Source organism: Microvirga soli, from assembly GCF_016734765.1.
Classification (GTDB): domain Bacteria; phylum Pseudomonadota; class Alphaproteobacteria; order Rhizobiales; family Beijerinckiaceae; genus Microvirga; species Microvirga soli.
The window spans coordinates 63,980-90,577 of sequence record NZ_JAERQE010000006.1 but is presented as its reverse complement, the minus strand read 5'-3'; the positions used below and the strand labels follow the sequence as shown (position 1 = coordinate 90,577).

Annotated in this window: 25 protein-coding genes; 5 read left to right on the top strand and 20 right to left on the bottom strand. The window is 62.1% G+C overall.

From position 1 onward, the window contains the following. Positions 1–131: 131 nt before the first annotated feature. The 7 genes from JKL45_RS08070 to JKL45_RS08040 are packed head-to-tail and all read right to left on the bottom strand — an operon-like array spanning position 132 to position 6,763. The gene (locus tag JKL45_RS08070) at positions 132–1,184 is read right to left on the bottom strand and encodes an ABC transporter substrate-binding protein (protein WP_201860605.1); all 1,053 of its coding nucleotides are present in this window, start codon (positions 1,182–1,184) and stop codon (positions 132–134) included. Further along, positions 1,181–2,356 carry an NAD(P)/FAD-dependent oxidoreductase gene (locus JKL45_RS08065; RefSeq protein WP_201860604.1) on the bottom strand — a complete coding sequence of 392 codons (1,176 nt, stop codon included), beginning with the start codon at positions 2,354–2,356 and terminating at the stop codon, positions 1,181–1,183. Before JKL45_RS08065 ends, JKL45_RS08070 begins: the two co-directional genes overlap by 4 nt. Further along, complete coding sequence (locus JKL45_RS08060) at positions 2,353–3,729, bottom strand: FAD/NAD(P)-dependent oxidoreductase (RefSeq protein ID WP_201860603.1); 1,377 nt, start codon at positions 3,727–3,729, stop codon at positions 2,353–2,355. Before JKL45_RS08060 ends, JKL45_RS08065 begins: the two co-directional genes overlap by 4 nt. Continuing rightward, on the bottom strand, positions 3,726–4,016 hold the full coding sequence (locus JKL45_RS08055; RefSeq protein ID WP_201860602.1) for a (2Fe-2S)-binding protein: 291 nt from the start codon (positions 4,014–4,016) through the stop codon (positions 3,726–3,728). Before JKL45_RS08055 ends, JKL45_RS08060 begins: the two co-directional genes overlap by 4 nt. Positions 4,017–4,026: 10 nt before the next feature. Next, on the bottom strand, positions 4,027–4,821 hold the full coding sequence (locus JKL45_RS08050; protein WP_201860601.1) for an ABC transporter permease: 795 nt from the start codon (positions 4,819–4,821) through the stop codon (positions 4,027–4,029). A 4-nt stretch (positions 4,822–4,825) separates the two neighbouring features. Continuing rightward, entirely contained in the window at positions 4,826–5,686 is an 861-nt protein-coding gene (locus JKL45_RS08045; protein ID WP_201860600.1) for an ABC transporter permease, read from the bottom strand. Between the two features lie 9 nt (positions 5,687–5,695). Next, a complete protein-coding gene (locus tag JKL45_RS08040; RefSeq protein ID WP_201860599.1) occupies positions 5,696–6,763 on the bottom strand; it encodes an ABC transporter ATP-binding protein in 1,068 nt (355 codons plus the stop codon). Between the two features lie 178 nt (positions 6,764–6,941). On the opposite strand from JKL45_RS08040, the gene JKL45_RS08035 reads away from it, so the two are divergent. Beyond that, a complete protein-coding gene (locus JKL45_RS08035) occupies positions 6,942–7,754 on the top strand; it encodes an IclR family transcriptional regulator (RefSeq protein ID WP_201860598.1) in 813 nt (270 codons plus the stop codon). A gap of 30 nt (positions 7,755–7,784) precedes the next feature. Here JKL45_RS08035 and JKL45_RS08030 read toward each other — a convergent pair whose 3' ends face one another. The 8 genes from JKL45_RS08030 to JKL45_RS07995 all read right to left on the bottom strand — a co-directional run bounded on the left by JKL45_RS08030 (position 7,785) and on the right by JKL45_RS07995 (position 15,331). After that, positions 7,785–8,021 (bottom strand): hypothetical protein, encoded by a 237-nt coding sequence (locus JKL45_RS08030; RefSeq protein WP_201860597.1) that lies wholly within the window; start codon positions 8,019–8,021, stop codon positions 7,785–7,787. An 82-nt stretch (positions 8,022–8,103) separates the two neighbouring features. Then, positions 8,104–9,324 (bottom strand): vWA domain-containing protein, encoded by a 1,221-nt coding sequence (locus JKL45_RS08025; RefSeq protein WP_201860596.1) that lies wholly within the window; start codon positions 9,322–9,324, stop codon positions 8,104–8,106. Further along, positions 9,321–10,235 carry an AAA family ATPase gene (locus JKL45_RS08020; protein ID WP_201860595.1) on the bottom strand — a complete coding sequence of 305 codons (915 nt, stop codon included), beginning with the start codon at positions 10,233–10,235 and terminating at the stop codon, positions 9,321–9,323. Before JKL45_RS08020 ends, JKL45_RS08025 begins: the two co-directional genes overlap by 4 nt. Positions 10,236–10,313: 78 nt before the next feature. Further along, on the bottom strand, positions 10,314–11,120 hold the full coding sequence (locus JKL45_RS08015) for an FAD binding domain-containing protein (RefSeq protein WP_201860594.1): 807 nt from the start codon (positions 11,118–11,120) through the stop codon (positions 10,314–10,316). Positions 11,121–11,132: 12 nt separating this feature from the next. Next, on the bottom strand, positions 11,133–13,496 hold the full coding sequence (locus JKL45_RS08010) for a xanthine dehydrogenase family protein molybdopterin-binding subunit (protein WP_201860593.1): 2,364 nt from the start codon (positions 13,494–13,496) through the stop codon (positions 11,133–11,135). A 147-nt stretch (positions 13,497–13,643) separates the two neighbouring features. Next, positions 13,644–14,138: a (2Fe-2S)-binding protein gene (locus JKL45_RS08005; RefSeq protein WP_201860592.1), complete on the bottom strand. Its 495-nt coding sequence runs from the start codon at positions 14,136–14,138 to the stop codon at positions 13,644–13,646. Between the two features lie 176 nt (positions 14,139–14,314). Next, the gene (locus JKL45_RS08000; protein ID WP_201860591.1) at positions 14,315–14,776 is read right to left on the bottom strand and encodes an SRPBCC family protein; all 462 of its coding nucleotides are present in this window, start codon (positions 14,774–14,776) and stop codon (positions 14,315–14,317) included. Between the two features lie 99 nt (positions 14,777–14,875). After that, positions 14,876–15,331 (bottom strand): iron-sulfur cluster assembly scaffold protein, encoded by a 456-nt coding sequence (locus JKL45_RS07995; RefSeq protein ID WP_201860590.1) that lies wholly within the window; start codon positions 15,329–15,331, stop codon positions 14,876–14,878. A gap of 166 nt (positions 15,332–15,497) precedes the next feature. On the opposite strand from JKL45_RS07995, the gene JKL45_RS07990 reads away from it, so the two are divergent. The 4 genes from JKL45_RS07990 to JKL45_RS07975 are packed head-to-tail and all read left to right on the top strand — an operon-like array spanning position 15,498 to position 18,119. Then, positions 15,498–15,821 carry an XdhC family protein gene (locus JKL45_RS07990; protein ID WP_201860589.1) on the top strand — a complete coding sequence of 108 codons (324 nt, stop codon included), beginning with the start codon at positions 15,498–15,500 and terminating at the stop codon, positions 15,819–15,821. 5 nt (positions 15,822–15,826) lie between these two features. After that, positions 15,827–16,519, top strand: a complete 693-nt coding sequence (locus JKL45_RS07985) for an XdhC family protein (RefSeq protein WP_201860588.1) — start codon at positions 15,827–15,829, stop codon at positions 16,517–16,519. Then, a complete protein-coding gene (locus JKL45_RS07980) occupies positions 16,516–17,535 on the top strand; it encodes a molybdopterin-binding protein (RefSeq protein WP_201860587.1) in 1,020 nt (339 codons plus the stop codon). The genes JKL45_RS07985 and JKL45_RS07980 overlap by 4 nt, the downstream gene beginning before the upstream one ends. After that, positions 17,532–18,119 (top strand): nucleotidyltransferase family protein, encoded by a 588-nt coding sequence (locus JKL45_RS07975; RefSeq protein WP_201860586.1) that lies wholly within the window; start codon positions 17,532–17,534, stop codon positions 18,117–18,119. Before JKL45_RS07980 ends, JKL45_RS07975 begins: the two co-directional genes overlap by 4 nt. Before the next feature lie 234 nt (positions 18,120–18,353). On the opposite strand, the gene JKL45_RS07970 is transcribed toward JKL45_RS07975, so the two are convergent. The 5 genes from JKL45_RS07970 to JKL45_RS07950 form a co-directional block, all read right to left on the bottom strand. After that, positions 18,354–19,790, bottom strand: a complete 1,437-nt coding sequence (locus JKL45_RS07970) for a porin (RefSeq protein ID WP_201860585.1) — start codon at positions 19,788–19,790, stop codon at positions 18,354–18,356. 158 nt (positions 19,791–19,948) lie between these two features. After that, the gene (locus tag JKL45_RS07965) at positions 19,949–21,517 is read right to left on the bottom strand and encodes an aspartate:alanine exchanger family transporter (protein ID WP_201860584.1); all 1,569 of its coding nucleotides are present in this window, start codon (positions 21,515–21,517) and stop codon (positions 19,949–19,951) included. Positions 21,518–21,526: 9 nt separating this feature from the next. Further along, positions 21,527–22,348: a pyruvate formate-lyase-activating protein gene (pflA, locus tag JKL45_RS07960; protein ID WP_201860583.1), complete on the bottom strand. Its 822-nt coding sequence runs from the start codon at positions 22,346–22,348 to the stop codon at positions 21,527–21,529. Between the two features lie 11 nt (positions 22,349–22,359). Further along, positions 22,360–24,702 carry a formate C-acetyltransferase gene (gene pflB / locus JKL45_RS07955; protein WP_312896925.1) on the bottom strand — a complete coding sequence of 781 codons (2,343 nt, stop codon included), beginning with the start codon at positions 24,700–24,702 and terminating at the stop codon, positions 22,360–22,362. 77 nt (positions 24,703–24,779) lie between these two features. Next, positions 24,780–26,426: an L-serine ammonia-lyase gene (locus JKL45_RS07950; RefSeq protein ID WP_201860582.1), complete on the bottom strand. Its 1,647-nt coding sequence runs from the start codon at positions 26,424–26,426 to the stop codon at positions 24,780–24,782. Positions 26,427–26,598: the final 172 nt, after the last annotated feature.

The window sequence follows — 26,598 nt, the reverse complement described above, 5'->3', positions numbered from 1 at the left end:
GTTATAGACCCCGCATTTCGCTGCAGAATATTGACTGCCCTGTATTACATTTACCGCAAGACTCTACGGGTTCAGGCAGTATGGGAGCGTAAAAGGCGGAAGCTTCGAGCACCCGCCCTGTCTTGATCTCATCAGCGCTCGATGGTCTTGTTCCAGCGGCTGTTCCATTCCGGCCGCTTCTCGTTGATCGTATCCCAATCAAGCGTGACGGCAGTCTTCATGTACTCGTGGAATTTCTTGAGCTTGGCTTCTGCCTCGGGGGTGGGGGCCTTGGCGTTCACATTCGAGGGAACGATGTTGCCGTATTGAAGTGCCTTGCTCTGAGCCTCAGGCGAGAGGAGATAGGCGGCAAGCTTCTGAGCCAGTTCGGGCTCGCTGTTATTTGCGATGACGCACTCGGTCACCATCAGGATAACGGAACCTTCCTTGGGCTGCGCATATTCCACCGGAATATTCTTCTCCTGATGAGCCGCCACGGCGGTGGGGGTCAGCGGGAAGATCGCGGCTTCGCCGGTCTGAACCATTTCGGAGATCTTGGCTGAACTCGGGATGTATTCAAGCACATTCGGACCGATGGTGTCCCTGAACTTGGAGAAGCCCGGCTCGACGTTCTTCTCATTGCCGCCCTGGATGCGGTTGAACATGAGAAAGGCATGCAGTCCGAAGGACGAAGCGGCAGCGGATTGGAATACGACCTTCCCCTTGTACTTCGGGTCGGCGAGATCCATCCACGAGGTCGGGGGAGCCCAGCCCTTCTCCTCGAACATCTTCTTGTTGTAGGCGAGACCCGTCATGCCGAGGTCGATGCCGATCGCCATGTCATCCTTCAGGCGGGCGCCCGGAGCAAGATCGGCCAGAACTGGTGTATCTTTGATCTTCTCGCACAGGCCTGCGCCGATAGCGCGGATCATAACGCCATCGTCCAAAAACATCACATGCATCTGGGGATTTGACTTGGCCGCGGTGGCCTTGGCCAGAATGTCGGATGATGTTCCTGGCACAACGACAACCTTCACGTCGTTCGCCTTCTCGAAGTCCGGGAAGACATTCTGCGTGAAGGTTTTCTCGAAGTTGCCGCCATTCATGCCGACATAGAGCGTCTTGGTCTGTGCCTGAGCTGCACCGGAGGTTGCGATGGTGAGCGCGGCAAGGGCTGTGGCTTGCAAAAGCGTCGACGTTTTCATTGTGCTGTTTCCCTCTTTTGTGGTTCAGGTTCGCTATCCGCCCGGGAGCCTTGAGTCGTGCGGGCAAATCGATCAATGGCGAAAGCTTGAATCGGCGTGCGGCTTTCACCGTCACGGACGAGTTCGGCCAGGACTTCGCCAACTCCCGGCGCGATCTGAAATCCGGCTCCCGAGAAGCCGAAGGCGTGAATGAGGTTCGGTGTCGTCCGGCTGAAGCCGATCACCGGGTTCCGGTCCGCCATTTCACCTTCCGTGCCGCTCCAGAAGCGGATGGCATAAGCATGGCGCAGAGCCGGGAAAAGGGCCGCGGCGCGGTTCATGATGGTGACGGCGCCCGATCCCGTGGGGCGGGAGAAGTCGGGCTCTGCAAGCGGCTCGCCCCGCATGCCGCCGACGATGCAGTTGCCGCGCTCAACCTGGCGCGCATAGATGCCACCGCCTTCGGCCCCGATGTTCACATTCATGAAGACGTTCAGGGGCTCGGTAACGATCATGCTCGGGTAGATCGCATGGAGCGGCACAGGCTCGCCGAACGCTTCCGCGAAAGGACCCGCCCAGGCACCGGCGCTGTTGATCACGAAGCGTGCCTTGATCTCGGTGCTCGAGCCTGCCGACAGATGAAAGCCGTCGAGCGCCTTCTCGACATGCGACACAGGGGTGTGTTCGAGAACATCCACGCCGGCGTGTCGCGCCGCATGGGCGAACGCCGCGGAGACGAGGCGGGGATTGGCATGTCCATCACCTGCACACAAAGACGCGCCTGTGACGTCTCCCGCGATCCAGGGGAAATGTTCCCGCAGCTGGATCCCGCCGATCAGCTCCAAGTCGAGCCCCAGATCCGCGACACGAGCCGCATAGGCTTCGAGCGATGCCATCTCGGCCTCGGTTCTCGCGAGCTTCAGGTGGCCTGAGCGCACGAATTCACCATCGACGCCGATGAGGTCCATCAGACGCGGCCAGATGGCATGAGCCCGTTGAGACAGGGCGATCTGCTCCGGCGGGCGGCCCTGGCGGCGCACGCCGCCATAGTTCACGCCGCTGGCCTGCGCGCCGCAGAAGCCCTTGTCGAGAAGCACGACGGAGAAGCCCATGCGTCGCAGAGCAAGGGCTGCGGAGCTTCCAACGAGTCCGCCACCGATGATGGCGACATCCTTGTGAAGGGTGCGGCTCATGCGGCTTCTCCTTCGGCCGCAACCGCCAGAGGAATGGGCTTGATGGGCGGCTGCGCGCGCAACCGTCCAACCGCGTCCGGCGATCGACCGCAGGCGGAGGCCAGAACTTCCACTGCCGCGCTGGCGCACATCCGCCCCTGACAGCGGCCCATCCCGACACGGGTCAATGCCTTGAGACGGTTGAGTTCGGAAACACCCTGATCACGCACGGCAGCGCGCGCATCGCCGACGGCGATCTCCTCGCACCGGCAGAGGGTTACGTCATCGGCGATGCTGGTGACCCAGGATTCCGGAAATGGGAATGCGGATTCGAGAACGTTACGGAATTTTTGGATGCTGGCGAGCTTGCGCTCCAGCACCCCGATCCGCGCGTGATCGACCGGCAGGCCTGCGTCATCGAGCAGCGCGAGGCCCGCCCGTTCCCCGGCGAGTTCGGCGGCATCCGCGCCGGCAATGCCGGCACCGTCACCCGCGATATAGACGCCCGATACACTGGTACGTCCCGCGCTGTCGCGCTCAGGCCGCCATGCCCGGTCCCGGGCATCGAAGATGTTGCGGCACCCCGCAAGGTCCGCAAGCTGGGTTTCGGACCGCAGGGAGAAACCATAACCCACAGCGTCGCAGGCGAGACGATGCTCCTTGCCGCGCTCACGCCAGCTAATCCCCTCGACTCGCGTCGTGCCGTCGATGCGGACAGGCTGAACTCCAAAGTGAACGGCAACGCCGCGTGCCATGAGTTCGGCTGCAAAGCGAAAGCCGCGCAGGACGACGGAAGGCTGAGCGAACAACCCGCGCAGGAGATGGAATTTCGCTGAGAACGGTGCCGTATCGAGAACGGCCGCAACATCGGCACCGGCTTTCATATATTGCCACGCAACGAGATAGAGCAGCGGTCCGGAGCCGAGAAACACAACTTTCTCGCCGATGGCGCAGCCCTGCGACTTCAGGGCGATCTGGGAGCCACCCAGGGTGAAGACGCCCGGAAGGGTCCAGCCGGGGAAAGGGAGAACGCGGTCGGTTGCGCCGGTGGCCAGGATCAGATGGCTGAATGCAATGCGGCGCGTGCGTTGGCCTGTCACCACATCCACAGCCTTGTCTCGGAGGTTCCACACCAGGGTTTCGGGTAGATAATCGATCCTGTCGCAGATCCGCGCGAAGGTGCCGTGCAGGGCTATCGCTTTCGCCGCCTCCGACCCGTAAAGATCTTTCGCGGAGCGCTCGTCAGGCACGAGCCTCTGGCGATAGATCTGCCCGCCGCTCGATGGCGCTTCATCGATGACGACAGGCCTGATGCCTGCGTTCACGAGGGTTTGCGCTGCACGGATGCCCGCAGGGCCGGCGCCGACGATCAGCGGTCGAATGGCGTCGCTCACGATCTCGGCTCCGTGATCGTTTGAAGATCCATTCCGGTTTCGAGGGCCGTGCTGCAGGCGCGGATGCGCGCACCGCTGCTTGTTAAGACCCAGCAGTCCTGGCACGCGCCCATCTGGCAGAAGCCAGCCCTGGGGTTTCCCGAAAAGTCGCTGAGACGCAGCCGATCTGCCTGAGTGAGAATGGCGGTCAGAACAGTATCGCCCGCACGGCCGGAGCAGGCCTCACCGTTCAGTGTGAACGGAACGAGGGGAAGCTCATGTCGGGAGAGGCGCTTGAGAAGAGCCATATTCATTTCCTCAGCGCTGCCCGACGAGGATGCGGTCGAGTCCGAATACGCGATCCAGCACCAGCATGGCAGCGGCCGTGATGGCGATCATCAAGGCTGAGACGGCCGCCATCATCGGATCGATGGACTCCGTCGCATACATGTACATGCGAACCGGCAGCGTAACGGTTGCGGGCGAGGTGACGAAGATCGACATCGTCAGCTCGTCGAAGCTGTTGATGAAGGCAAGCAGCCAGCCGCCTGTGATGCCGGGCAGGATCATGGGAGCTGTGATGCGGCGAAACGCGGTCCATTCCCCGGCACCGAGCGTCCGCGCGGCCTGCTCAGCACTGCGGTCGAGTCCCGACAGGGCCGCCAGCACGAGACGGAGCATATAGGGCGTCACAACGATGATGTGTGTCGCTACGAGCCAGGCAAAGCTGCCCGTGGCGCCAAGGAGCGCAAACATACGCAGAAAGGCCACTCCGAGGACCAAATGAGGAATGATCAGGGGCGACAGAAACAGGGCGTTGAGAAAGTCCCTGCCTGGGAACGTATACCGGCTGATAGCAAGCGCGGCAGGTACAGCGAACGCGACGGCCAAGGTCGCAGAAAGCGTTGCTAGCCAGATACTGTTCCAGAAGGATGCCATGAAATCTGGATGTGCGAAGACAGCCTTGAACCAGCGCAGGGACAAACCGGTTGTCGGCAGGCTCAAGGTATTCTCAGGAGTAAACGCCACGAGGCAAATGATGACGAGCGGCGCCAAAACGAATGTCAGAACGAGACTGTGAAAGATGAGAGCGACTGGACCGTTTTTTTGCATGGTGTCACCCGAGAGTCCGGCGAGCGCGGGCCTCGACCATGCGGTTGTAGGCCAGCATGATGCAAAGGTTCGCGACAAGCACGATGATCGCGATAGCAGCTCCGAGGGGCCAGTTTAGCTCGTGCAGGTATTCGTCATAAACCAGCGTCGCCGCCATTTTGAGACGACGGCCGCCAAGCAGAGCCGGGACGGCGAAAGCACTGGCCGATAACCCGAAGACGATGAGGCTGCCGGAGAGCATGCCCAGCGTGACCTGAGGCATCACCACTCGGCGAAGAGCCGTGAAATGCGAGGCGCCGAGAGTCCAGGCTGCCGCCTCGACCATAGGATCGAGCTTCTGCAAGGCCGTCCACACCGGAATGACCATGAACGGCAGCATGACGTGGACGAGAGCAATGACGATGGCAGTCTCGGTATAGAGGATCCTGGCCGGTGCGAATCCGACAAGCTGGAGTGCCTGGTTCACGAGGCCTTGCGAGCCGAGCAGCATGCTCCAACCGAAGGTGCGGACCACGACGGAAACGAGCAACGGACCAATGATGACGAGAAGGAAAACCGAGCGCCACGGATCGCGCATGCGCGACAGAATGTAGGCTTCCGGGACTCCGATGGCGGCACAGATGAGCGTGGTCAGCGCTGCGATCCGCAATGTCCTCCAGAAGATCTCGAGATAGTAACTATCTGTGACGACGGTGACATAATGAGACAGGGTAAAGGTGTTCTGGATGCCTGTGGAATGATCATAGGCGTGGAACGACAGGATAACCGTCAGCGCCAGCGGGAGAAGCACTAGCCCGAAGAAGAACAGGGCTCCAGGGCCTGCTAGGAGCCATGGAGCCGACAGAGTGGAGGAGCGCGCGATCATCTCACCACCTCACGCTGCAGCCGCAGCGGTACCTGCAATGATGCGCAGGTTGGCTGGCGACCAGTCGAGCCCTACCGGCGAGCCTTCCGCAGGCGGCTCGACGCCTTGGTTAGGCGTGGAGACCATCATGGTCCCAATCGGAGTATCGATGGTGAAGAGCCATTGGCTGCCCAGGAAGAAACGGCTGGCGACGCGCCCCTCGAGGCGGCCCGCACCGGCATCGCGCATAAGGATCTTCTCGGGGCGGATCGACAGCGTGACCGGTGTCCCGGCAGCAATCTCCGGCGCGGAGGCCTCCAGCAGGACGCCGCCGATGTCCACGGCGCTGGATGTGCCGTTGCGGCGCCAGGTGCCGGCCAGAAGATTGGTCTTGCCGACGAAGGACGAGATGAACGCGTTTGAGGGCTGCTCATAGAGCCGATACGGCGCATCCACCTGGGTCATTCGCCCGCCTTCCATCACAACCACGCGGTCGCTGATGGAGAGCGCTTCGGCCTGATCGTGAGTGACCATAATGGTTGTCGTGCCGACTTTGCGTTGGATCCGGCGCAACTCGAACTGCATCTCCTCTCGGAGCTTGGCGTCGAGGTTGGAGAGGGGCTCGTCCAGCAGGAGGACGGGCGGCGCGATGACAAGGGCACGGGCGATGGCGACGCGCTGCCTCTGACCGCCCGAGAGCTGGCGGGGGTAACGATCGGCAAAGGAGGTGAGTTGCACCAGCGAGAGGGCCTCACGGACACGCTCCATCCGCTCAGCCGACGGCACGCGCCGCATTTCGAGGCCAAAGGCGACGTTCTGTGTCACCGTCATATGGGGAAAGAGGGCATAGCTCTGAAAGACGACGCCAAGCCCGCGGTGGTTGGGCTTCTCGCGCGTGATATCGCGCCCATCGAGGGAGATGCGGCCCTCGGTCGGTTCGACGAGACCGGCGATCATCTGCAGGGTCGTCGTTTTGCCGCAACCCGACGGGCCGAGAAGCGAAACGAATTCGCCTTTGTCGATTGTCAGAGTGACATCGCGAACGGCCGTGAACGAGCCGAATTCCTTGGAAACTCCTTCGAGTGTCAGGAATGCCATTCTGGTCTCCGATCTTGCAAAGCATCGGGCCTTGAGCCCGAGTGAGCACGACGCCCGGATTGACATCACGGGCGAGCCTTGGAGCCAAGTCAACGCGCTAATTTCAACATGTGAAAGTTTTTTGACAAATGTTTCGTATAATGAAATAATTTCCAAAACTTTAGAGAAATTGTTTTGAATGGCGGAAGATACAGTATCTGGAGCGCAGCGTGCCTTGGCTCTCCTGAAGATTCTCGGAGCAGGAGATAGTCACGGAATGCGGCTGACCGACATCGCTTCGGCCAGCGGGATCACTCAACCTAGCGCCCACAGGGCCCTGAAGGTCTTGATCGCCGAGGGTTTCGTCGAGCAGGTGGACGTAAGCCGCAAATACCGGTTGGCCCTCGACTTCTTTGTCCTGGCTGCAAAAGCCGCCCATTCAGGTGGATTGCGCAGCACGGCCCGGCCAGCGCTTCTGCGTCTGTCCTCCACGTTGAGCGACAGCATCTTCCTTCTGGTGCGGAACGGGTTCGATGCAGTCTGCCTGGACCGGGTTGAGGGCCCGTTCCCGATCAGGACCTTCACGGGCGATATCGGCGGCAAGGTGCCCCTCGGCATCGGGCAGGGCAGTCTTGCCATCCTGTCGTTCCTGCCGGAGGAGGAGCGCGAGGCTGTGATCCGCTTTAACGTTCCCCGCCTGCTCGACCGTGGCGGGTTCGATGAGATCGGGTTGCGGATGCAGATCCAGAACGTCCGTAAGGCAGGCTTCTGCAGTCTCAACACGGGCCTGATTCCTGGCATGGCTGGTGTGGGGGTGCCAATCCGCGATCCGGAAGGGCGCGCCGTGGCGGCCCTGAGCATCGGCACCTTGTCGGAGCGCTTGGAGGGGGATCGGCTGCCGCTGGTGGTCGATTTGCTGCGAAACGAAGCGGAGGGGATCGCCCGGCAGCTCAATCCTTTTGATCCAACCCTCCGTTATCCAACCCGAAGCCTTGGGATGGAACCGATATAGTCTACCAGGCAAAGTGGAAGCTTTTAGAAGCTAGCGCTCAGGAGCTTTGCGGGCTGCGTCTTCCATCCCTTGCGGATTCTTCTCGACACCTTCCTTGAGGACCTTTGCGGCGGCATCCTGTTCCTGCTCCAGAGGCGCAGGGATAGGCTTTGTGTCGGCGCGTGCTTCGAGACCTTGGTCCTTCGGCTTTTGGCTCCCCGCCTTAGCGGCGGATTTCAAGGAGCGTAGAGCCTCCGGCTGTTGGCCGTCCTGCGTGCGATCGGGCATCGGGCGAACTCCTTCTCAAGCGGTTCGTCGCCATGTCACAAAGGGAATTCATAGACCGGCGAGGCGTTCCATTCCAGGCGCCTCAAGAAGCCTGCAGCCAACGGCGTGGATTGGCCTGATCGGCCAGGCCACCGGACAAGGCTCGGCAGAGCTCCCCCATCGACGCCAGGTTGTGAATCGGGCGGAACTCGTCCGCGTAAGGCAGCATGGCCCGGATGCCGGCGGCGCGAGCCTCAAAACCGTCGAACCGAAGAAGCGGATTCAGCCATATCAAGCGGCGGCAGGAGCGCTTGAGCCGGTCCATTTCGAATGTCAGCTCTCTGGTCACCTCCCGCTCAAGACCGTCCGTGAAGAGCAGAACGATGGCACCCTGGCCGAGCACGCGGCGGGACCAGTGGCGGTTGAAGTCGTGGAGAGCATGAGCGATCCGCGTCCCGCCTTCCCAGTCCTGCACGCGCTTCGAGGCACGGGCCAGCGCCTCGTCAGGATCGCGGCCCGTCAGCTCACGACTGATGTTGGTCAGGCGCGTGGCGAAGACGAAGGAGTGAACCTTTCGCCTTTTCTCGGCAATGGCGTGCAGGAAATGCAGGAAGAGTCGCGAATAGTCAGCCATGGAGCCTGAGATGTCCATGAGCGCCACCACTGGCGCATGGCGCACGGCAGGAGAGCGGTAGGCCAGATCGATTGCGGCCCCGCCGCCGCGCAGCGACCGCCTGAAGGTCCTGCGCGGATCGATCCGGCGGCCTCGCGGATCGGATAGGAAGCGCCGCGTGGTCACTTGGTCATCAGGCAGGGACATCTCGGCGATCAGGCGCTTGGCCACGGCAATCTCGGCCGCCGACATCTGAGCGAAATCCTTGGCCTTCAGGACCTCACGGTCAGAGACGGTCAGGCGGGCGGAGAACTCAGTCTTCTCGGCAGGCTCCGGCTTTTCCTGCCGGGGTGTAGCCAGGGCCTCAGCCACACGCAGGGCGCCGGCCTGTGGCTTCTTCTCTTCCTTGGCTCCGCCGGGAGCAATCGGCGACATCTGGGCGATAAGCTTCTCAATGAGCGCGCGCCGCCGCCAAAAGATCCGGAATGCCTGATCGAACAGGACGCTGTGCTCGTGCCGCTTCACGAACACCGCATGGAGCGTCCAGTAAAAGTCCTCGCGCGCGCCGATCCTTGCGGCTTCGACCGCCGCAATCGCATCGAGAACCGCCCCGGGCCCAACCGGCAGACCTGCGGCGCGCAGGGCACGGGCGAAATACGCGATGTTGTCTGCAAGCCGACCTTCCCCCTGGCGGATGGTCTCGTCGGTCACGCGGGTGCCCTCAGCACGTTCTGAACCTGATCGAGCATGTCCTTGGCCCGGCTGCCCTGCATCTTCTGAATGTCGTCCTGGTACTTCAGGAGAACACCAAGCGTGTCGGAGACCAGCGCAGGGTCGAGTGCCACCGCATCGAGTTCCACGAGGGCCGAGGCCCAGTCCAGGGTTTCGGCCACGCCCGGTGCCTTGAACAGATCCTCTTTCCGGATCGCCTGAACGAAGGCGACAATCTCCTGCGACAGGCGCTCTGCGGCTCGCGGAACACGGCTCGTGAGGATCGCGAGTTCCCGCTCCGCATCAGGATAATCGACCCAATGGTAGAGGCAGCGGCGCTTGAGCGCGTCGTGGATCTCGCGGGTGCGGTTCGACGTGATGATGACGATGGGCGGGTGCTCCGCCTTGACCGTTCCGAGCTCCGGTATTGTGACTTGGAAGTCGGAGAGCACCTCCAGAAGAAAAGCCTCGAAGGCCTCATCCGTGCGGTCGAGCTCGTCGATTAGGAGAATCGGAGCGCCAGTGGTGTTGGGCTCGAGCGCCTGCAGGAGCGGCCGCTTCACCAGATAGCGTTCCGAGAACAGGTCGCTTTCCAGCGTATCACGATCCACCGCTCCGCCGGCTTCGGCCAGCCGAATGGCCATCATCTGAGCGGCATAGTTCCATTCATAGACCGCCGAGGCGACATCGAGGCCCTCATAGCATTGCAGGCGGATGAGACGGCGTCCGAGCGCGGACGAGAGCACCTTGGCGATTTCCGTCTTGCCGACGCCGGCTTCCCCTTCCAGGAAGAGCGGTCGTCCGAGCTTCAACGCGAGAAACAGCACGGTTGCGAGCGAGCGATCGGCCACATAGCCGGCGCTCTGCAGAAGAGACAAAGTGTCATCAATGGAACCGGGATTGTCGGCCACAGGCTTTGCTGCCTCCTCAAGGGCAAGATGCCCGGGGCGATCCCGGGCATCGAGTCAACGGCGTTCGGGTGCGGCTGTTCAGCCCCGCGTGGCGGCTGCCTGCACGGCGCGCCGTGCCATGACGCCGACGAGGTGAGCCCGATAGGCAGCATCCGCATGCATGTCGCTGTTCATCTCGTCCTCTGCTACGGCAACGCCGTCCAGAGCCTCCGGTGCGAAGTTCCCGCTCAGCGCCTGCTCCATCTCCGGCACTCGGAACACCCCGTTGGAGCCTGCGCCTGTCACGGCGACCCGCACCCCATCCGAATGCTTGGCCACGAACACGCCGACGAGGGCATAGCGCGAAGCGGGGTTGCGGAACTTGATATAGGCCGCTTGCGACGGAATCGGGAATGACACCTGGGTGATGATCTCGCCTTCCTCCAGGGCCGTGGTGAAGATGCCCTGGAAGAAATCGTCCGCGGCGATCTTGCGCTGGTTGGTAATGATCGTCGCGTTCAGGGCAAGACAGGCAGCCGGATAATCCGCGGACGGGTCGTTGTTGGCGACGGAGCCGCCGATGGTGCCGCGATTGCGCACATGAGGATCGCCGATGAGTTCGGCCATCTCAGCGAGGGCCGGGATCGCCTCCTTCACCTCGGGTGAGTTCGCGACTTCCGCGTGCTTCATCATGGCCCTGATGGTGATCGTGTCCCCGGAGCGTTCGATGCCGCGCAGTTCGGCGATCTGGCCGAGATCGATCAGGTTGGCCGGACCTGCAAGCCGCAGCTTCATGGTCGGCAGCAGGGTGTGGCCGCCGGCGAGGAACTTGGTGTCCTCGGCCTGACCTGCGAGGCCAGCGGCCTCCTTCACGCTTGTGGGGCGGTGGTATTCGAAAGCGTACATTCCCGTCCTCCCTTATTCCGCTGCCATGGGCATGCGCGACTTCTGAGCTGCCCGCCACACTGCCTGAGGTGTTGCCGGCATCGCGATGTCTTCATGTCCCAGCGCATCGGTGATGGCGTTGATGACCGCGGGGGGAGCCGCGATGGCGCCTGCCTCACCGCAGCCCTTGATCCCGAGCGGGTTCGAAGGACAGGGGGTCACCGTCATGCCGACCTGGAAGGACGGCAGGTCGATGGCGCGCGGCATACAATAATCGTTGAAGCTGGCGGTGATGAGCTGTCCGCTCTCGTCGTAGAAAGCACCTTCGAGGAGCGCCTGACCGACGCCCTGCGCGATGCCGCCATGCACTTGGCCTTCGACGATCATCGGATTGATGATCACCCCGAAATCGTCCACCGCCGTCCACCGCTCGATCTTGGTCACGCCCGTGTCGGGGTCGATCTCCACCTCGCAGATGTGGACGCCGGCCGGGAAGGTGAAGTTGGTGGGATCGTAGAACGCTCCCTCCTTCAGGCCGGGCTCCAGGTCCTGGCCCGAGAACTTGTGAGCGATGTAGGCCTGGAGGGCGATTTCGCCGAAAGCCATCGAACGGTCGGTGCCGGCCACGCCGAAGCGGCCGTCCTTGAACTCGATGTCGCCCTCCGAGGCTTCGAGCACATGAGCCGCCACCTTCTTACCCTTGGCGATCACCTTGTCGATCGCCTTGGCGATGGCCGACATGCCGACAGCACCCGAGCGCGAGCCGTAGGTGCCCATGCCGAACTGTACCTTGTCGGTGTCCCCGTGCACGATGCTGACCTGATCGATGGAAATGCCTAGGCGGTCGGAGACGAGTTGGGCGAAGGTGGTTTCGTGGCCTTGCCCATGGCTGTGGGAGCCGGTCAGCACCTCGACGGAGCCGGTCGGGTTGACGCGCACCTCAGCGGATTCCCAAAGACCGACGCCTGCACCGAGAGAACCCACCGCCTGCGAGGGAGCGATGCCGCAGGCTTCGATATAACTTGAGAAGCCAATGCCCCGCAGCTTGCCGCGGCGGACGCTTTCCTGTTTGCGCTGCTCGAAGTTCTTGTAGTCGGCAATCTCCAGCGCCTTGTCGAGGGAGGCTGCATAGTCGCCCGTGTCGTAGGTCATGATGACCGGGGTCACATGCGGGAACTGCGTGATGTAGTTCTTGCGGCGGAACTCTGCCGGGTTCTGTCCCAGCTCGCGCGCGGTCTTCTCGACGAGGCGCTCGACCACGAAGGTGGCCTCAGGCCTTCCCGCGCCGCGATAGGCATCCACCGGCGCCGTGTTCGTGTAGACACCATCGACCTCGCAGTAGATCGCCGGAATGTCGTACTGGCCCGACAGCAGCGGAGCGTAGAGATAGGTCGGCACGGACGAGGAGAAGGTGGAGAGATAGGCGCCAAGATTGGCCGTGGTGTGAACCCTCAGGGCAATGATCTTGCCGTTCTCGTCGGTCGCCATCTCCGCATGGGTGACGTGATCACGGCCATGAGCATCGGACAGGAAGGCTTCCGAGCGATCCGAGGTCCACTTGACTGGGCGCTTGACCTTCTTCGCCGCCCAGACGCAGACCGTCTCTTCCGCATAGATGAAGATCTTGGACCCGAACCCGCCGCCCACATCCGGCGCAATGACGCGTAGCTTGTGCTCGGGCGCGACACCGATGAAGGCCGAGAGAACGAGACGGGCCACATGCGGGTTCTGGCTCGTGGTGTAGAGCGTGTAGTTGTCGGTTCCGAAATCGTACTCGCCGACGGCCGCGCGCGGCTCGATGGGGTTTGGGACCAGCCGGTTGTTGACGAGGTCGATCTTGGTCACGTGCTTCGCTCGCGCGAAGGCCGCTTCTGTCTCGTCCTTGTTGCCGAGGTGCCAGTTGAACACGGTGTTGTCGGGCGAGACGTCGTGCACCTGAACCGACGCCTTCGTGGCCTGTGCCGTGTCGACCACGGCCGGGAGAACGTCATAGTCGACCACAATGGCTTCAGCTGCGTCCTTCGCCTGGGCGAGCGTTTCGGCGATCACCACCGCCACATGGTCGCCCACATAGCGCACCTTGCCCTGCGCAAGGGCCGGGTGAGGCCCGGCCTTCATGGGACTGCCATCCTTGGAATGGATCATCCAGCCGCAGATGAGGCCACCAATCTTGTCGGTCGCGAGGTCATCGCCTGTAAAAATGGCAATCACGCCTGGCATGATCGTCGCCGGTCCTGTGTCGATGGACCGGATAGCTGCATGGGCGTGAGGCGAGCGGAGGAAATAGGCGTGGGCTTGGCCAGGTCTGTTGAAGTCGTCCACGTAGCGTCCCTGGCCGGTGACGAAACGTTGATCCTCTTTCCGGCGGACGGGTGCGCCGATCCCTGTTGCGGTCATGAATTCCTCCCTTGTCCTCGTTGGCCCTCAACCGGGTGCTGAAGCGAAGCGGAGTTCCCGAACAAGGCTCTGGAAAGAGGGTGCCTTCTTCGAGACCAGCCTGCAGCTTGCATCCGTTCGGGCCGTGCCGTGCTCGAACGTGCCGCCTTACTCCGCCGCCTGCTGCAGGGGCGCCTGGGCCATTGCTTGAGCTCCGGCGGCGACGGCCTTGACGATGTTGTGATAGCCGGTGCAGCGGCACAGATTGCCTTCGAGTTCGGCCCGGATGGTCTGCTCGTCGACGGCGTTCCCCTTGCGGTTCACGATGTCGATAGCCGACATGATCATGCCCGGCGTGCAGTATCCGCATTGCAGGCCATGATGCTCACGGAAGGCTGCCTGCATCGGGTGCAGATCGCCGCCCTGGGAAATGCCCTCGATGGTGGTGACGACGCTGGCATTGGCCTGAACGGCCAGGGTGGTGCAGGACTTCACGGCCTGTCCGTTCAGGTGAACGACGCAGGCCCCGCACTGGCTGGTATCGCAGCCCACATGGGTTCCGGTCAGTCTCAGGTTTTCGCGTAGGAATTGGACGAGCAGGGTGCGGGGATCGACGTCTGCGGTGACGGATTGACCGTTCACCGTCAGGGAGACGGTGGTCATGCGTGATATCCTCCTCAGTCGCCAGCAACCCGGCCAACCTTCAGGTGGTCTCAGGCACCGGCAGGTATTGTTGTTGGACAACCGCACGAGTGCGATCCGTCAAAGCTGAGTGTGGCGCGCTCAGGTGAAGTGGTCAAGCATTGGAATGATTCAAAGGATCGCCGATGAGGCTACGCTCATGCGGCAGATTCTGCAGGGGACAAAATCTTGGCGAAGTTCGCGAAGAACTCGTCGGCATATTTCTTGGCCACGCCATTGATGAGGCGCCCGCCGAGCTGGGCGATCTTGCCGCCCACATTGGCCTCGACGTCATAGACCAGCTTGGTTCCGCCATCCATGTCTTCGAGCCGCACCTTCGCGCCGCCCTTGGCCCAGCCGGCAACACCGCCCTGTCCCTCTCCGCTGATCGTATAGCCGTTGGGTGGGTCGAGATCGGTGAGGGTGACGCCGCCCTTGAAGGTTGCCTTCACAGGCCCGACCGAGACCTTGGCGGTTGCCTGGAACTCCGTGTCGCTGACCTTCTCCAGCGCCTGGCAACCGGGAATCGCCGCCTTCAGGACTTCCGGATCGTTGAGGGCCGCCCAGACCGTCGCTCGATCGGCCGGAAGTGCGACTTCGCCCTGCATCGTCATTGCCATGCTGCGTTCTCCTCATGTCACCAGCCCATAGCAGAGTAAGGGCAAATCAGGCAGCGCGTCACCTGCCAAGCATTGCTGCAATGCACTCTTGGTGCGGTGTCAGGTGCCGGTGGCGGCTTGTTCCTTCTCGGCTGCCTCAGCCTTGGCCAGTGCATCGACGACTGCCTCGAAGGTGAGGAGGATGGAGGCATGACGGGCCTTTAGATCCCGCGCTGGCTCCAGCAACGCCAAGTCGGCCCACTTACCGGAAGGAGGATCACCGCCTGCCTTCAACATGCGATCCATGGTCTCCCGGAGCGCCCGAAGCTCCTCGGCGGTCGAGCCGACCACATGCCGTCCCATGACCGATGAAGAGGCCTGCCCCAGGGCACAGGCCTTCACCTCATGGGCAAAGTCGCTGACGACATCGCCGTTGAGTTTCAGGTAAACCGTGACTGTCGACCCGCACAGCTTCGAATAGGTCCTCGCGCTTCCATGCGCATCCGCCAGGGTCCCCTGAAGCGGAATGTCGGCCGCAAGCTCGAGGATGCGGCGGCTGTAGACATCGTTCAGCATCCTGCGGGCGGTCCATCCGACGGAGGTGCTTGTTCCGGATGAATCAGACGCCGCAATGCCGTGGCTGTCAATGCCACGATGAGGTGCCCATTCGCATGCCGGTTGCCGTCCGCAGGCCGGTGGTGGCAGTATCGATCAGTGAAGCGTTCTTTTGCCGGGAAATTCCATGCTCTCGACCGATACTGACATCCTGAGGACGGCAGAAGCCTGGAGGCGCGAGGGCAGGGGCGTCGCCATCGCGACCGTAGTCGAGACCTGGGGGTCGGCACCGCGTCCCGTGGGGAGCCACTTGGTGATCGACGAAGACACGAACTTTCTCGGCTCCGTCTCCGGCGGCTGCGTCGAAGGTGCCGTGATCACCGAGGCCCTGGATGTCATCGCAGACGGAAAGCCGCGCATGATCGAGTTCGGGGTGGCCGACGAGACCGCCTGGCAGGTGGGGTTGTCCTGCGGCGGGCGGATCAGGGTCTACGTCGAGCGGGTGGATTAGACGGTATGCGCCTGAGCCTCTTGTCCGATCTCAATGCAGAGCGCGCCGCGCGGCGCGCCGCCGTCCTTGTGACCGACACCGCATCCGGCGAGCAGCGCTTAGTCCGGGAGGCGGAGGTTGAAACAGACCCGCTGGCTCAGGAACTGCGGGACAATTTGCGCCGAGGCAAGAGCGGGATCGTCGAGCGGGATGGCCGCCAGTTCTTCCTGACCGTGCAAACGCCGCCGGTGAGAGTGGTAGTCATTGGGGCTGTCCATATTAGCCAAGCACTCGCGCCTATGGCCAAAGGCCTCGATCTCGACGTGACCATCATCGACCCGCGCACGGCTTTCGCAACGCCCGAGCGTTTTCCCGATGTGCCGCTGCTGCCGGAGTGGCCAGATGCGGTTCTGCCGGAGATCGGGATCGACCGGTACACAGCCCTCATAGCGCTCACCCATGATCCGAAGATCGACGATCCTGCGCTCAAGGCGGCCCTCCGCTCGGAGTGCTTCTACATCGGCGCGCTCGGCTCGCGCAAAACTCATGAGCGGCGCGTTCAGCGCCTAAGCGAAGCCGGATTTGCGGAAGCGGATCTTGCCCGCATCCATGCCCCGATTGGGCTCGACATCGGAGCGGTTTCGCCTGCGGAAATCGCCGTCTCCATCCTGGCCGAAATCGTCGCAACTCTGCGAAAAGACCGGAGGCGCTCGGCGTGAAGTTCGGCCTTGTTTCAGTCGAGGAGGCAGTTGGGGCCTTGGCGGCTCACAGCGTCAGGGCCGGTGAAGTGACGGTGAAGAAGGGAACTCTTGTCACATCCGAGATCGCTTTGCGGCTGAAGCGGGCCGGTGTCGAGACCCTCATCGCAGCCCGGTTCGAACCTGGTGACATTGCTGAAGACGAAGCGGCTTCCCAGCTTGCTCATGTGCTTGCAGGCAGCAACGTGACGGTCGAAGCCCCCTTTACCGGGCGCTCCAATCTCTATGCCCAAACTTCGGGCGTTCTCCTCATCGATGTAGACGCGATCCATGGCCTTAACGCGGTCGACGAGGCCATGACAGCAGCCACTCTGCCTGCCTACAAGCCGGTCGTCGCAGGGGAAATGGTCGGCACCGTCAAGATCATTCCCTACGCCATCCCAGAAGTCTTGCTAAAGCAAGGAATCGAGAGAGCAGGCAGGAGCGCCTTGCGCATCTCGCCTTACGCCCGGGGTCGAGTCGGCGTCATCTCAACGGCTCTTCCAGGACTCAAGCCGAGCGTAATCGACAAGACCCTTGCCGTGCTCGGCAGACGACTGGAGCCAACGGGCGCAAGGATCATGCAGGATCGCCGCGTCGTCCACGAGGCGGCCGCCCTAGCGCAGGAGTTGGCTTCCCAGGCATGTGGCGACACGGACCTCATTATCGTCTTCGGAGCATCGGCCATTGCGGACCGTCGCGACGTCATTCCATCGGCCATCGAGATGGCCGGCGGCCGGGTGGAGCATTTCGGCATGCCGGTCGATCCGGGGAATCTGCTTCTTGTGGGCTCCATTGCCGGCAAGCCTGTGATCGGCGCTCCAGGCTGTGCCCGATCCCCCAAGGAAAACGGATTCGACTGGATCCTGCACCGCCTTCTTGCGGACGTGCCCGTGACACGAGCCGATATCATGTCCCTCGGAGTCGGCGGACTGCTCATGGAAATCGTCTCGCGGCCGCAGCCCCGCGAGGGCGGCGAGAGTGAGGGTGAGGAATGAGCGATGTGGCGGCCATTCTTCTGGCGGCCGGGCGCGGAACCCGGTTCGGTGAGGAACCGAAGCTGCTGGCCCGTGTCGGCGGCAAGGCCCTGGTACGCCACGTGGCGGAGGCTGCCGTCCATTCCACCGCCGTTCCGGTGATTGTAGTGACGGGCCATCGCGCTGAGGCGGTTCAGGCCGAACTGCAGGGACTTGCGATCCAGGTCGTTCACAATCCTCTGTTCGCCGATGGCCTCTCAACCTCCTTGAAAGCCGGCTTCTCCGTGTTGCCACCAGAGGCGCGGGCCGCAATTGTTCTCCTTGGAGATATGCCATTTGTAAGGCCCGAGCTCATCGATGCTCTCGTTGCCAGCTGGCACGACATGGGAGAGCCAACGGCTCTCGTTCCCGTGTTGAACGGTCAGAGAGGCAATCCCGTGGTACTCTCGCGTGCACTTCAGGCCACGATTGCAGAACTATCCGGGGACATTGGCGCAGGCGCGGTTCTACGCGGAAGGTCGGATGTCTTGGAATGGCCGACGGAGGACTCGGCCATCATCCAGGATATCGATACGAGAGAGGAGTTCGCCAAGCACCGAACCTGAATGCCTGACGCTTAAAGAGCAGAAAGGTCGTAACCGGCGTTTGAGAACTTATGATCGTCGAACACAAACCTATTATCCATCACTGCAGACGTAGTCGCGGCGAACACATACATCCGATCCGGATTTAAATTGAGTTCACGCTACCTGCGCAGTTGTGGCGATGCCTGTAGCCGATTTGGATGAGCCGCTGCGGCGGTCATGATCCTCTCAAGCGACTGCAACGAAGCCCTCTTCTTAGAAGTCGCGTTGAATACGAAGTCGGCCTTCCCAAGTATTCTCCGAGCCGGTTGATTGGAAGGTGCCGGTCGGCGTGCCGGTCGCATCCGCGACGGGCACGGCAGCACGGCCGCGTGGATCGACCCTGATGTAGAGCGCCTCAACGCCGATGAGAAAGCCTTCCACTGGCGTCCATATTGCGTTGACGCCGACCCGATACTCGTTGAAGTCAACGATCCCTGTAGACGCCCCCGCTATGCCAGCCGCCGTTGTCGCAGGCGTCGTTGGTATCGCATATTGAGCAATCCCAGGCGCGTCGAAATGCATCCAGGATCCGAAGACATTTGTCTGGACCGTCGGCGTCCAGTTGTGATTGATGCCGCCGGCTATGCCGTAGGCCTTGTTGGTCTCGAACTCGCCCGTGACAGGATCGACGAAGGCATCCGCGAAGGGAAGCTGAAGTGTGCCAGCGCCGATGAATGCATTGCTGATTGAGCCCGCCTGACCGGCATTGATGTAGCCGACGGCACCGTCCGTATAGGTCGCCGAGATCCAGCCTGTATCACCTGTTCCGAGAAACGGCAGGTTGGCATAAGCATGTGCACCAATCGCGAAGCCATAGTCAGTGTCGGCATACGCCGGATACGGCAAGCCAGTGATAGGGTTGATAACAGGAACTGTCACGCCGTCGACACTGGTGAGGCCGAAAGCCACGTCACGGATCTGATGCAACGCCCCGGAAATCTGTGCACCACCCCAGGTGCCAGTGTAGCGGAAATTGGCGACCACATCCGGAATGCGCTCGCCGCCATAGGTGAAGGCGATCGGAGCGAGGGCTGGCGGCGGAGTGCCCACCCCGAACAGGGGAAAGTCAAGATCGTTATTGACCCGCCGCCCTTCCTCCAGCGACAGGGTGGCCGAGAAGCCGTTGCCGAAGGAGAAGGTATAAGCCAGCAGGTTCACTTCAGCGTTCGAAGGATCGTCGAAGCGCAGATCGCCGAAGTTTGGAGCAGGCAAGTCCGGATTTGTGAAAAAGGAAACCGCGCGACCGGCTGTCAGTCCCCCGAACTGAATGAAGGCCTGCGCAATGTTAGGGCTGGTAGAGCTGTCGCCATACGCACCGGTGTTGCGGGTCATCTCCATGCGAAGATAGGTGCGCAGGAGGCCATAGGCGGTAGCGGTGCGCGTATCGAGGTTCAAACGACCACGGGCGCGGAACCCGATTGTATCGTCGGCACGGTCATCAGGCTCGAGGTAGAGATACTCTGCGCGAACACGCCCACTGACACGGAGGCAGGTTTCTGTGCCTGGAATGTAGAAAAAGCCAGTGCCGTAGGTGGAGCAGATACGGACATAGTCCACGGGGGCGGTTGTTTTGGCCGGTAGATCGGCGGCCTGTGCTCCGCCGGTGATAATCGCGACGCTCACAAGCAATGCAGCACGAACCGCCATCATCGGACCACCTCCAGACAAGGTATTGATCGTACAAGCGCAAGCCTGGACCGATGGGCGATTGGCCGTCAAGCGCAGGTCGTGAATACACATCCCAGCTCGCACGAAAGATCGTTCCGTGTTGCCGAATCGCATCACAAGCTCGCCCGCTTTGGCGAACGTCAGCTCAGGAGAACCTGGACAGCGATGATCTTGACGATGGTCATGCTCGGAAAGCAGATGGCATATCCGATATCTGTCCTCTCCGTGGGAGCCAGTCGTCCCGCGGCAACGACGATGGCGGGATTGCCGGTCGAGCCCGCACAGACACCGAGAAGGTCGTCAAATGGGATCCGCAGGAAGTAGCCTCCGACCAAGACAATCAAAACCAAGGTGAGCAGGACTGCCGCTCCTCCGAGCAGGATCTGAACCCCATTGGTAGCAACGGTCTGGACGAACGGACTCCCCGCGCCGATAGCGACGGACCCTATGAAAACGGACAGGCCGAGATTGCGCAGCACCAAGTTGGCAACCACGGGGATTTTCCAACCCAGCGGTCCGGTGCGCCCAAGCCAGCCCAGGATGAGCGCCATCACGAGCGGCCCACCTGCGACCCCGAGGCTGAAGGTGCCACCGCCCGGAAGGGGAACCGGGATCATGCCAAGCACCAGCCCGAGCGCGATCCCGACGCCGATAGAGACGAAGGACAACTCGGCATTGCCCTTGATGCTGTCGCCGAAATGGCGCTGGGCATCGGCTTTGCGGTCACTGGGAACGGCCGCCACGATCAGATCGCCGAACTCAAGTGTCAGATCGGGTGACGCCACCATGTCGCTGTCGCCCCGGCGGATGTGCGAGATTACGACAGGAAAATCGGGAAGCGCGATCTCGCGCACATTCTTGCCGACGAAGGCCGTCTTCGAGACGTAGGCGCGCACGACATCGTAATTGGCTCGGTCACGGCTGATGCGTCCGGGATCCTCGTGTCCCATGGCTGCCTTTGCCTGCTCGATACTTGCCGGACTGCCGACCAGAAGCAATCCATCGCCCTCGTGGAGCCTGGTCCCAGAAACGGGTGGAGCGTTGACGTGATGCTGGCGTACCGCAACGATCTTGACGTCTGCCGGGAATGCGGAAGAGATCTCCTCGATGGTATGGTTCGCGCCGGGCGCCTCAAGGGTCAACTCGGCGATCCGGACGTTCTGCGTCGGCGCCTTGAATGTGGGTTTGAGCCAGGCGGCCATCATCGTCATCAGGACGATCGGTCCGATGACGCCGAAGGGATAAGAGACCGAATAGCCGATCGCAGGATCCTGGTTGCCCGCCGCAGCCAGCGCCGCCTGAAGGGTCGGCGTGCTCGTGCCGGATCCGGCGAAGAGCCCGGCCGCCGTCGCCATCGAGATGCCGAGAGGGGAGGAAAGCGACATTGCGACCAGGAGCGAGGCGATCACGGCAACCGCGGCAAGCGCGATGTACCTGAGGCCGGGCCCTTTCAGGCTCGTGAAGAATTGCGGCCCGTACTGGATGCCGACACCGTACACGAACATCACGAGACCGAGCGTGCCCACCAGCCCGGGAGGCGCTGCCTTCGGCGCGATAGCGCCGATGATCAAGCCGGTGAAGAGAACGGCGCCCGCACCGAACGATACTCCGGCAATCGAGATCTGCCCAATTGCATAGCCGGTGGCGATGGCGAGAAAAAGCGCCAGCAGGGGAGAGGTTTCAAGCAGCGTGCGAATGATATCGAGCATCGGTTCCCCTTATCTTACGCGGCAGCCGGCCTCACGGAACTGCCCGATCACCCGCGCCACCAGATCAGGGGAGGGGGACGGGGTGTTGGAAAGCTCGTAGTTCAGGCCCATCGCTTTCCATTTGAAGGCGCCCATCTGATGGAACGGGAGGACTTCAACCCACTCCACGTTCTTCATGGGCGCGACGAACCGGGCGATGCCCTCGACATTGGCAGGATCGTCGGTCAGTCCTGGAACCAGCACGAACCGTACCCAGACCGGCTTGCCAAGGGTGGCGAGGCGTTCCGCGAATTGGATGGTCGGCTTGATATCCTGCCCTACGGCCCGACGGTAAGTTTCCGGATCCCAGGATTTGATGTCGAGCAGCACGAGATCAACCTGACGCATGTACTCATCATCAGCGCATGCCCCGAGGAAGCCCGAAGTGTCCAAAGCCGTATGGAGGCCCATTTCCTTGGCCGCTGTAAAGAGCCGTTTCGTGAAGTGCATCTGGACGAGCGGCTCCCCACCCGAGATCGTCAGTCCTCCGTCCATGGCACGCAGCGGCGCGGCATAGGCCGCGAGCGCAGTTCTGGCGCGCTCGAATGGGACAAGGGTGCCATCCTTAAGATGCCACGTGTCCGGGTTGTGGCAGTAGAGGCAGCGCAGCAGACAGCCGCTCATGAACACCACGACCCGGATTCCGGGGCCGTCGAGGGTGGATCCGGTCTCATACGAGTGGATCCACCCGAAATCACCCCGAGGATCATTGAACGTGGCCGTCTCCGGAGCGTCCGGAGAGCGCGCTTGCTGCAGGTCATATCTGCTATGGGCCCAGGGCTCGTCGGCCATGATATCAGGTCTCACTCACCGTGAAACGTCCGGCTGATCACGTCCATCTGCTGCTCCCGCGTAAGACGCACGAAATTGACCGCGTAACCCGAAACCCGGATCGTTAGCTGCGGGTACTTGTCCGGATGCTCCATCGCGTCGAGCAGGGTATCGCGGTTGAGGACGTTGAGGTTCATGTGGAACCCGCCTTGGCCGCAATAGGTGTCGAGCACCTTCACCGCCTGCTTGATCTTCTCGCCCTGGTCCAGCCGGTTGAGACTCGGCGAGACCGACACGGTGTAGCTGATGCCGTCCTGTGCATCGGCATAGGGCAGCTTGGCGACCGACAAGCATGAGGCGAGCCATCCATGGCTGTCGCGGCCATGCATCGGGTTGGCGCCCGGAGCGAACGGCTCGCCTACCTTGCGGCCGTCCGGCGTATTACCTGTATGCTTGCCATAGACGACATTGCTCGTGATCGTCAGGACCGATTGCGTGTGAGTAGCATTCCGGTAGGTCGGGTGCTTGCGGATCTTCTTCATGAAGGTGGAGACAAGATCGGCTGCGATGGTGTCGACACGATCATCGTTGTTGCCGTATTGCGGGTAGATACCCTCGATCTCGTAGTCGACAATCAACCCGTCATCGCGGCGGATCGGCCTGACCTTAGTGTGCTTGATCGCCGACAGGCTGTCGGCAACCACCGACAGGCCGGCAATCCCGAAGGCCATCGTGCGCAGGATCTGCTGATCGTGCAGCGCCATCTCCAGACGCTCGTAGTAGTACTTGTCGTGCATGTAGTGGATGCAGTTCATGGCGTGGACGTAAGTTCGTGCCAGCCACTCCATCATGGTGTCGAACTTCGCCATGACGTCATCGTAGTCGAGGACATCACCGGATACGGGGGAGGCCGCCGGGCCGATCTGCTCGCCGCTGACCTCGTCCCGACCTCCGTTGATTGCGTACAGCAAGCACTTGGCAAGGTTCACCCGCGCCCCGAAGAACTGCATCTGGTTGCCGATCCGCATCGCCGAGACGCAACAGGCGATGCCGTAATCGTCGCCCCAATAGGGACGCATGAGGTCGTCGTTCTCGTACTGGATGGACGAGGTCTCGGCCGAGACCTTTATGCAGTAACGCTTGAAACCATCAGGCAACTGCCTCGACCAGAGCACTGTTATGTTGGGCTCCGGTGCCGGACCCAGGTTCGTGAGTGTGTGCAGCGTCCTGAAGCTCGTCCGCGTGACCAGGGGACGGCCGTTCAGATCCATGCCGCCGACGCACTCGGTGGCCCAGTAGGGATCGCCCGAGAACAGGGCGTCGTAGTCGGGCGTGCGCAGGAAGCGGACGATGCGCAGCTTCTGGACGAGCTGGTCGATGAGTTCCTGAGCGCTCGCTTCATCCAGAGCGCCGCTCTTCAGATCGCGCTCAATGTAAATGTCGAGGAAGGACGAGATGCGGCCGATCGACATGGCCGCCCCGTTGGCCTCTTTGATGGCCCCGAGATAGCCGAAGTAGGTCCACTGCACGGCTTCGCGGGCATCTGCGGCGGGGCGCGTGATATCGCAACCGTAGCCTTCAGCCATGGTTGCGAGGTCGGCCAGTGCCCGCATCTGCTCGGCCAGCTCCTCCCGCTCACGGATGACGTCGTCCGTCGGCCACTTGGCATCGAGCAGTGCCCGCTCGCCGCGTTTGGTCGCCAGCAATTTGTCCGTACCGTACAAGGCCACCCGGCGATAATCGCCGATGATCCGGCCGCGGCCATAGGAGTCTGGCAGGCCGGTGATGATGTGGCTCCGCCGGCACGCCATGATCTCGGGCGTATACGCATCGAAGACGCCGTCGTTGTGGGTCTTGCGGTATTTGGTGAAGGCCTCGTGCACGATGGGATCCGCCTCGAAGCCCGCTGCCTTCAGTCCGGCCTCGACCATGCGCAACCCGCCATACGGCATGATAGCGCGGCGGAACGGCGCGTCGGTCTGCAGCCCAACGATGATCTCGTTGTCGCGGTCGATGTAGCCGGGCTTGTGAGCCGTCATCGAGGAAGGCGTCCTGGCATCGACGTCGAGAACACCCTTGCGGATCTCCTCCTGAAAGTACGGTTGCAGCTTCGCCCAGACGGCCTTTGTCCGTTCGCTGGGGCCGGCCAGAAACGCCTCGTCTCCGTCGTAGGGAGTGACGTTGCGCTGGATGAAGTCACGGACATCGACGGTGCTCTGCCAGCGCCCTGGTGCGAAGCCTACCCATTCGTTCACCGAAGCCATGGCTTCAGGTGTGGGGGCTGCTTCAGCCCGATGGTCTTTTGCCGCCAGCTTTCCAGGCTGTTGATCGTGCTTGTCCGCAGACCTCTGAGCAGCAGTGGCTTCATCCGGCATGACAACCTCCTCCCACGACGCTCATGGGACCTTCGTTCGATGTATCCCCGGCCGCTCACGCGCGGCCGCAGGGAAGCTCAGCAGAGCACCAGGTTCTGGGCGAGGCCCGCCTCGCTCGTCTCCTTGTACTTCGGGTTCATGTCCCGCGCGGTATCGGCGAGTGTCTTGATCGTGGTGTCGAGGTCCACCCGGTGCCGGCTTGCAATCTCGTTGGTGGCGATCATCGCGGCAGCCCAGGCCTTCACCGCCCCGAAGGCGCAGCGCTCAATGCACGGAACCTGCACATAGCCTGCGACAGGATCGCATGTCATGCCGAGGTGATGCTCAAGAGCCGACTCAGCTGCGTTTTCGATCACGCGCGGCGGTTGATCCAGCACCTGAGTGATCAGGGCTGCCGCCATCGCGGAAGCGACACCGATCTCGGCCTGGCATCCGCCTTCCGCAGCGGCGAGAGTGGCATTGTGCTTGCACAGGTAGCCGACCGCCAGGCCGGCCAGCAAGCCTTCCCGGATCTTGTCCATCGGCACCGCGCGGCCGCTCTGGGTGAGGGCGTAGACGACGGCGGGCATCACTCCCGCCGAGCCGCCGGTCGGTGCGGTGATCACCAGATGGCCGCGGGCATTCTCCTCGGAGGCGGCCAGGGCGAAGGCGGACACGAGCCCGATTGCGCGGTCGCTTATGTAGGTGTCATCCATCGCCCGCTCAAAGACCGTCGCTGCCTTGGAGTGGAGCTTGATCGGCCCAGGCAAGACGTCGTCTTTGTAGGACAGTCCGGTCTTCACTGTGGCGATCATCGCGTTGGCGATCTTGTCCAGGAAGGCGTTGATCTGCTCCTCGCTCTTGCCAGACACCGCTAATTCGTTCGCCATGACTACGTCGGAGACCGAGAGATTGTTGGACTCCGCGTGCTGGCGCAGTTCCTTCATCGTCGCATAGGGATACTTCGGTGCTCCCTTCTTGGGAGGCTCGTAGCCCTTCCATTCGATAAACCCGCCGCCGACAGAGTAATATTCCTGCTCATAAAGGACCTTGTCGCCGGTCATGAGGCGGGCCGTCATGGTGTTCGGATGCGGGAAATCGCCCTTCGGCGCGTCGTAGATGATGTCGGCCAGGGACAGATTGAACGACTTGCTTCCCAGCTTCACAGGATAGGTCTGATCAGGCTTGGCGATCATCTCGTCGAGGAACAGTGGATCCACGGTCGCCGGTTCCTTGCCGACCAAGCCGGCGAGAGCGGCGCGTTCTGTGCCATGGCCCTTGCCGGTCGCGCTCAGGCTGCCGAACAGATGCACCTTGAGACCCGTGGCCTGCGCCAGTTGATCGGCCGGCAGCTTCTCACAACGTTGGTAGAAGTCGTACGTGATGCGCATGGGCCCGATCGTGTGCGAGCTTGAGGGGCCGGGTCCGACCTTGTAGAACTCGTCCGCAACCGTCATGACCGGTCCCTTTGAGGTCTTGACGACGTCGAGGTCGGGGGAAAGGGTAGAACTCATCTTGAGACCGGCATCACCGCCTGCGGCTTCCCTCTTGGCTTGCTGCGCGGCAGCCTCCGTCGCGGCCTGCTGCGCCCGGGTTTCCGGAGCCCATGTCGTCCCGGTCATCACGGCCGCCGCGCCGATGGCGGCGTTGCGCATGAGGAACGCCCGGCGATTCACACCCGGAGGAGGGCCCATAGGTTCGGACAATGCCGGAAACAGCTCGTCGTCCTTGCTGGAGCGAGTCATGAGCGCGTCCTCCTATTCAAGTAACGGAGGCGCGCAAACCTGGGGCACCTCCGCCCCTGTTGTGATGTAAGGCAGAACAAATCCTACTTCTGACATCATCCTAGGTCTGTCCGGGGCATGTGCTTGACTGAAGAGGACAAGCCTTTGACCGTTTAGGACAGCGTGTTTTACA